The following is a 6,339-nucleotide window of genomic DNA, read 5'->3' as shown; positions in this document are numbered from 1 at the left end:
TCAACGACCACTGCACATCCGACAACAACCGAAACCTCGACACGACACCAAGGCTCTCAACGAACAGCCCCAATGTTTGTCAGACACGCTCTAGCTCAACTGGTCGGTCAGCCTGCGAGTCGTCGTCCGGCGCCGTACCGCGCCGATCAGGACGATGCCGAGTGTTGCCAGCGCGGCTGCTGCGCCGACGGCCAGGCCGCGGCGCAGCCCTGGCGGTACGAACGTGCAGTCGACCCGGTCCGCGCCGTCGGCCAGCGGAACGGCCATCAGGCCGCCGAAGTTGCGCGGGACCTGGCGCTGACCGCCGTCCACCCGACAGCTCCAGCCGTCGATCTTCGGTACGCCGACGACCGCCCAGCCGGTGCTTCCCGCGGGCAGCGTCGCACGCAGCGAGTGTCCGCCCGCCTCGACATCCGTCGCCCCGGTCGCCCGCAGCCGGGTGATCGCGGTGTCCAGCGCCGACTGGTCGAGACAACCGATCGCGTAGCGCGGCGGAATGCCCTGCGGCGCGGCGGCGAAGTCGACCTCGACCAGCACCACCCCGTCGGCCGGCGTCGTCCCGAGTCGGAGCATCTGGCTGCTCGTGGTGATCCCCGGCCGGCGGGTCGCCGTCAGGTCCCACCATCGGCCGTCGGCCAGCCGGGCGCGGCCGCCGACGCGGGGCAGGAACAGGAACACCGGGCTGCCCGGGGTGCAGCGCGCGACGAGCTTCACGTCCCCCGACGGAAAGCGGGTGCCCTTGTACGTTGGGACGTCGTACACCTCGGTGCCGAGCAGGCGCTCCTGGGCGGCGTACGCGTTCGGCGCGGCGGCATCGAGCGGGACCGCCGGGGCGAGCCGGCGCCGGACCGTCACCAGCGGCGGCACGGTCGTCCGGGTGATCTCCGGATCGCCGTCGTCGACGAGCCGCATCCGGGCGCCGACCGACAGGATCGCGTCGGTGACCGGGTTGTCGAGTGTCCGCGCGGCCCGACCGTAACCGGACCAGCCGAAGCCGAGTTCGGTCATCATCTGGTTCACCGGGTGCGGCAGCAGGCTGCTGTACAGGCCGGCGCCCTGGCCGCCGAGCAGGATCGGGTCGTTCGGCGTGATCGACGTTCCCGGCTCGGTGCGGTACTCCGGCCAGCCGTCGGCGGCGCGCAACGCGTCGTACCGCGCGGTCTGCTGCTCGTTCCACGCGGCGTTCGACGTACTGAGCACCTTCGAGCGCTGCTCGTCGGTGATCACGGCGGTCCAGGTGGTCTCCACCGCGACGACGGCCAGCAGTACGCCGAACGCTGCGGCGACCGGCCATTTCGCGCGCCGCGTGGCCGGGAACCGGCGCAGCGTCCAGATGATGCCGAACGCAACTACAGCGATCGCTCCGGACGCGATTACCACCGCCAGCCAATGCTCGGTGAGGAGTGGGCTGCCGTTGGACACGTACACGATCAGAGCCAGCAGAGCCGCGCCGCCGAGCAGCGCGATCGGGCCGGGCAGCTTGTACGCGACCGCGAGCCAGGCCACGACCACCAGGAGCCCGCAGAGCACGAACGCCTCGCGGTACTGGCTACCGTTCGGGGTGTCGAAGGCATGCCAGAGTTCCTGCGTCGGCCCCCAGCGGAACGACCACGCGATCAGCACGGTCGTCACCACCCAGACCGTCTTCGGTCGCCACGGCACGAACTTGTTGAACGGCATCGTCAGCGCCAGCAGCAGCGCGATCGTGCCGACGTACAGGCTGGCCGTGCGGCCGACGCCCTCGGACAGCGGCAGCAGCCGGGACAGGAAAAGGTCCATGGCCGAGGCGTGAAAGATCCCGGACGGGGACGGCGTCGCGACGCGGTTCGCGGTGATGATCGGCACCAGGACGGGCGCGACCAGCGCCATCCCGAGCACGAACGAGACGCCGTGCCGGACGGCCGATTTCAGCCGCAGCGCCCAGGTCAGGTCGCTGCTCAGCAGCCGGGCGATCAGGTAGACCCCGGCCGCGATCGTCGCCATGTAGGCGGTGTAGAAGTTCGACAGCCAGAAGAAGGCCACCACCAGGACGCTCAGCACCCGATTGGTCCGGCGCAGTGACCACTCGGCGACCAGGAAGAACATCGGCAGTGCGATCAGGCCGTCGAGCCACATCGGCACGTATGCTCCGTCGTCGAGCGCCCAGCCGCAGACGCCGTACGAAACTCCCAGGATTGCTGCAACCCAACGGGGCCCGGGACGCATCTTGAGTAGTAGGGCGCTCATCGCGGCCGCCGCCAGACTCAGCTTGAGTGTGGTGACGACGTAGACGGCGAGGTCGATCCGGTCCCGGGGGAACAAAGCCACCAGCAATGACAACGGGCTACCGAGATCGACCCCGGCATCCGCGAGGAAGCCGACGCCGAAGGCGCTCTGCCAGTTGAACAGCAGGTCGCCCTGGGCGCGGCCGTGCACGACGTCCCAGAGATGGGCGAAGAACGGGATGTACTGCGTGCCAAGATCGTTGGTACTGCGGGACAGTGAACCGAAGGGATAGGTACCGCGGATGATTCCGGAGGCGGCGAAGACCGCCGCCACCACGACAGCGGCGACGGCTGCCGGGAGCAGCACCGATCGCCGGGGGACCCGCTGTCCCTCGGTTCGCCCCTCGGCGCTGTCGTCCGAACCCATTGGCCGCCCCTTCGTTCCGCTCACCCGGTCGCCAAAGCTAGCGGGTAGTTCTGGTCTGGACAAGAATGGCATCGAGGTCAACTCTCGGGGCGGATGGGGACGACGATGCGGTTGAGTCTGGTGGTGCCGTGTTACAACGAGGTCGAGGTGATCGCCCGATTCCATCAGGCGCTCGGCCAGGAGCTCGCCGCAATTGGGCGACCCTACGAAATCGTGTACGTCGACGACGGCAGCACTGATGGGACGCTCGATGCGCTCGTCGGGTTGGCGGCGTCCGACGAATCGGTGCGCTATTTGTCCTTCAGCCGGAACTTTGGCAAGGAAGCAGCGATGTTGGCCGGCCTGCGGTACGCGACCGGCGACGCCGTGATCATCATGGACGCCGACCTGCAGCACCCGCCGGAGCTGATCGGCCGGATGCTGACCGAGTACGAGCGCGGCTTCGACCAGGTGATCGCGCGGCGCAACCGCACCGGCGACCCGGCGACCCGGACGCTGTTCGCGCGGGCGTACTACTGGCTGATCAACAAGTGGGCCGACGTCGAGCTGATGGACGGCGTCGGCGACTTCCGGTTGCTGTCCCGGCGCGCGGTCGACGGCTTGCTCGAGCTGAACGAGTACAACCGGTTCTCCAAGGGCCTGTTCGCCTGGATCGGCTTCGAGTCGCTGCTGTTCGAATACGACAACGTCAAGCCGCCGGCGGACCGGAAGAGCCGGTGGACGTTCCGGCGGCTGCTGGAGTACGGCCTCGACGGGCTGCTGTCGTTCAACAACAAGCCGCTGCGGCTCGCGATCTACATCGGCCTGGTGCTGACCGGGGTCGCTGCCGCGTACGCCGTCTGGGTGCTGATCGCCGCGATCCTGCACGGCGTCGACATGCCCGGGTACGTCACGCTGATCGCCGCGATCGTCGGGCTCGGTGGGCTGCAGATGGTGATGCTCGGCGTGATCGGCGAGTACATCGGGCGGATCTACTACGAGACCAAGAAGCGCCCGCACTATCTGCTGAAGCAGACCAACATGGACCCCGCCGACCGGCTGCCCGTGGACCGGGTCCAAAAACCACCGGCCCCGGGTGGACGAACCACCCAGGGCCGGTAGCGGCTACTGCTGAGATCAGGCGGTGAGACGCTCCTCGGTGGAGGAGGAGAACAGGTGCAGCTTGTCCGGCACCGCCGCCAGACGAACCGTGGAGCCCTTCTCGACCGGCATCCGGGCGTCGATCCGCGCCACGATCTGCTGGTGCTCGTTGTTGTGCTCCGCGGTGCCGTACAGGTACGCGTCGGCGCCGAGCTCCTCGACGACGGCGACCTTCACCGGCAGACCCTCGTCGGCGACCTTGAAGGCCTCCGGGCGAACGCCGACGGTCAGCGTCTTGTCGTTGCCGGCCTTGGCCAGCACGTCACGCTGGATCGGGATCACGTAGTCGCCGACCTTGGCGCCACCCTCGGCGATGTCGGCGGTGATCAGGTTCATCGCCGGCGAGCCGATGAAGCCCGCGACGAACTTGTTCTTCGGGTTGTCGTACAGGTTCAGCGGGGTGTCGACCTGCTGGAGCAGACCGTCCTTGAGGACCGCCACCCGGTCGCCCATCGTCATGGCCTCGACCTGGTCGTGGGTGACGTAGACGGTGGTGACACCGAGGCGCTGCTGCAGCTCGGCGATCTGCGTACGGGTCTGGACCCGCAGCTTGGCGTCGAGGTTCGACAGCGGCTCGTCCATCAGGAAGACCTGCGGGTTACGGACGATCGCACGACCCATCGCGACACGCTGCCGCTGACCACCGGACAGCGCCTTCGGCTTGCGGTCCAGGTACTCCTCGAGGCCGAGCAGCTTGGCGGCCTCGCCGACGCGCTTGGCCCGGTCCTCCTTGGAGACACCCTGCATCTTCAGCGCGAAGCCCATGTTGTCCGCGACCGACATGTGCGGGTAGAGCGCGTAGTTCTGGAACACCATCGCGATGTCCCGCTCCTTCGGCGGACGGTGCGTGACGTCGCGGTCGCCGATGTAGATGGAGCCCTCGTTGACCTCTTCGAGGCCGGCGAGCATCCGCAGCGAGGTGGACTTACCGCAACCCGACGGGCCGACGAGCACCATGAACTCGCCGTCCTCGATCTCGAGGTTGAGCTTGTCGACGGCGGGAGTGTCCGAACCCGGGTAGATGCGGGTCGCCGCCTTGAACGACACAGTAGCCATGACTGTTCTTCCCTTCACCGGCAGGAACGTGCCGGACGATCCGAGTAAAGGTTCCCCCAGGGCGGGGGAGTCCGCCTATCCTCGCCCGGCGCGCTCGTCCTGACAAGGTGTACGGCGTGTGACGTGTCCGTACTGTTCACGTTCTGGACGCCTGTGCGCATCCTGCAAGTTCTTGCAGGATCTTGCTGAAAAGTCAGCAGCGCCTGGGTACAGTGCCCCGCGTGAGCAGCGGCGTGGGTAGCAGGGCACGGCTGGCGGACATCGCGGCCCAGGCGGGGGTCAGTGAGGCGACGGTCTCGCGGGTGCTGAACGGAAAGCCGGGGGTCGCGGAGGACACCAAACAGTCCGTGCTGACCGCTCTCGACGTCCTGGGCTTCGAGCGCCCGACCCGGTTGCGGCGGCGGTCCGCAGGGCTGATCGGGCTGGTGATGCCGGAGCTGATCAACCCGATCTTCCCCGCGTTCGCGCAGGTGATCGAGTCGGCCCTGTCGCAGCGCGGGTACACGCCGGTGCTGTGCACCCAGTCACCGTCCGGCGCGACCGAGGAAGAGTACGTCGAGATGCTGCTCGAGCGCGGCGTCTCCGGAATCATCTTCGTCTCGGGTCTGCACGCCGACACCGGAGCGGACCACGAGCGCTACCGGGCGCTGGTCGAGCGGCGGCTGCCGGTGGTGTTCGTGAACGGCTGGCTGCCGTCGGTCGAGGCGCCGTTCGTGTCCTCGGACGAGCATGCCGCGATGGTGCAGGCGGTCTCCCACCTGGTCGCGCTCGGCCACCGGCGGATCGGCTTCGCGTCCGGACCGGAGCGGTTCATCGTCGTGCAGCGGAAGCTGGCCGGATACCGGACCACGATGAAGGCCCAGTTGGGTGTGCACGACGAGGACCTCGACCCGTTCGTTGCCTTGAGCATGTTCGGCGTCGAGGGCGGTGAGGCGGCCGGCCGGCAGTTGCTCGACGCCGGAGTCACCGCGGTGGTGTGCGGCTCGGACATGATGGCGCTCGGCGTGATCCGCGCGGCCCGGCAACGCGGGCTGTCCGTTCCGGGCGACTTCTCGGTGGTCGGCTACGACGACGCGCCGATGATGGAGTTCACCGACCCCCCGATGACCACGATCCGCCAACCCGTCCACGCCATGGGCCTCGCCGCCGTCCAGTCCCTGCTCGAAGAGGTCCGCGGCCACACCACCCCCCACACCGAGTTCCTCTTCCGCCCCGAACTCGTCGTCCGCGCCTCCACCGGCCCCGCGCGCTGACCTGACTGGCCGCTGAGATACCGGCCTGCCGGCGTGCCCCGGCCCGGGGTCGTCCCCTGCCGGACGGCCCCGGGCCGGAGGTTTGTGGACCTCCAGGTATGCAGAACCCCTGATTTCGGGGTGTTTCGGGCCCGGAAAGGCGGGTTCTGCCTACCTGGAGGTTCGGGCTAGATGATTGATGCACGGCTGGGCCTGGGATCTCAGTGGTCGTAGGCGGTTATGGACCGGAGTACGGGTGCTCCGATTCGGTCGTTGTGCC

General features: G+C 68.3%; 4 protein-coding genes. 2 read left to right on the top strand and 2 right to left on the bottom strand.

What is annotated here, in order from left to right; genetic code table 11:
- Nucleotides 1–90: 90 nt before the first annotated feature.
- Complete coding sequence (locus AB0B82_RS35205) at nucleotides 91–2,631, bottom strand: YfhO family protein (RefSeq protein WP_360178874.1); 2,541 nt, start codon at nucleotides 2,629–2,631, stop codon at nucleotides 91–93.
- Nucleotides 2,632–2,724: 93 nt separating this feature from the next.
- On the opposite strand from AB0B82_RS35205, the gene AB0B82_RS35200 reads away from it, so the two are divergent.
- On the top strand, nucleotides 2,725–3,732 hold the full coding sequence (locus tag AB0B82_RS35200; RefSeq protein ID WP_360178871.1) for a glycosyltransferase family 2 protein: 1,008 nt from the start codon (nucleotides 2,725–2,727) through the stop codon (nucleotides 3,730–3,732).
- Between the two features lie 15 nt (nucleotides 3,733–3,747).
- On the opposite strand, the gene ugpC is transcribed toward AB0B82_RS35200, so the two are convergent.
- Entirely contained in the window at nucleotides 3,748–4,827 is a 1,080-nt protein-coding gene (gene ugpC / locus AB0B82_RS35195) for a sn-glycerol-3-phosphate ABC transporter ATP-binding protein UgpC (RefSeq protein ID WP_360178868.1), read from the bottom strand.
- Between the two features lie 233 nt (nucleotides 4,828–5,060).
- Between ugpC and AB0B82_RS35190 the strand changes: the two genes are divergently transcribed.
- Nucleotides 5,061–6,080, top strand: a complete 1,020-nt coding sequence (locus AB0B82_RS35190) for a LacI family DNA-binding transcriptional regulator (protein WP_360178877.1) — start codon at nucleotides 5,061–5,063, stop codon at nucleotides 6,078–6,080.
- Nucleotides 6,081–6,339 lie beyond the last annotated feature (259 nt).

Origin of the sequence: Kribbella sp. NPDC048915, from assembly GCF_040649595.1 — a bacterium.
Lineage (GTDB): Bacteria > Actinomycetota > Actinomycetes > Propionibacteriales > Kribbellaceae > Kribbella.
Note: the sequence above shows the minus strand (reverse complement) of the source record. Positions and strands in the feature narration are given on the sequence as shown.

Coding starts and splice junctions, on each gene's coding strand:
- AB0B82_RS35200 (WP_360178871.1), top strand. CDS start 2,725: ATGGGGACGACGATGCGGTTGAGTCTGGTGGTGCCGTGTTACAACGAG.
- ugpC (WP_360178868.1), bottom strand. CDS start 4,827: ATGGCTACTGTGTCGTTCAAGGCGGCGACCCGCATCTACCCGGGTTCG.
- AB0B82_RS35205 (WP_360178874.1), bottom strand. CDS start 2,631: ATGGGTTCGGACGACAGCGCCGAGGGGCGAACCGAGGGACAGCGGGTC.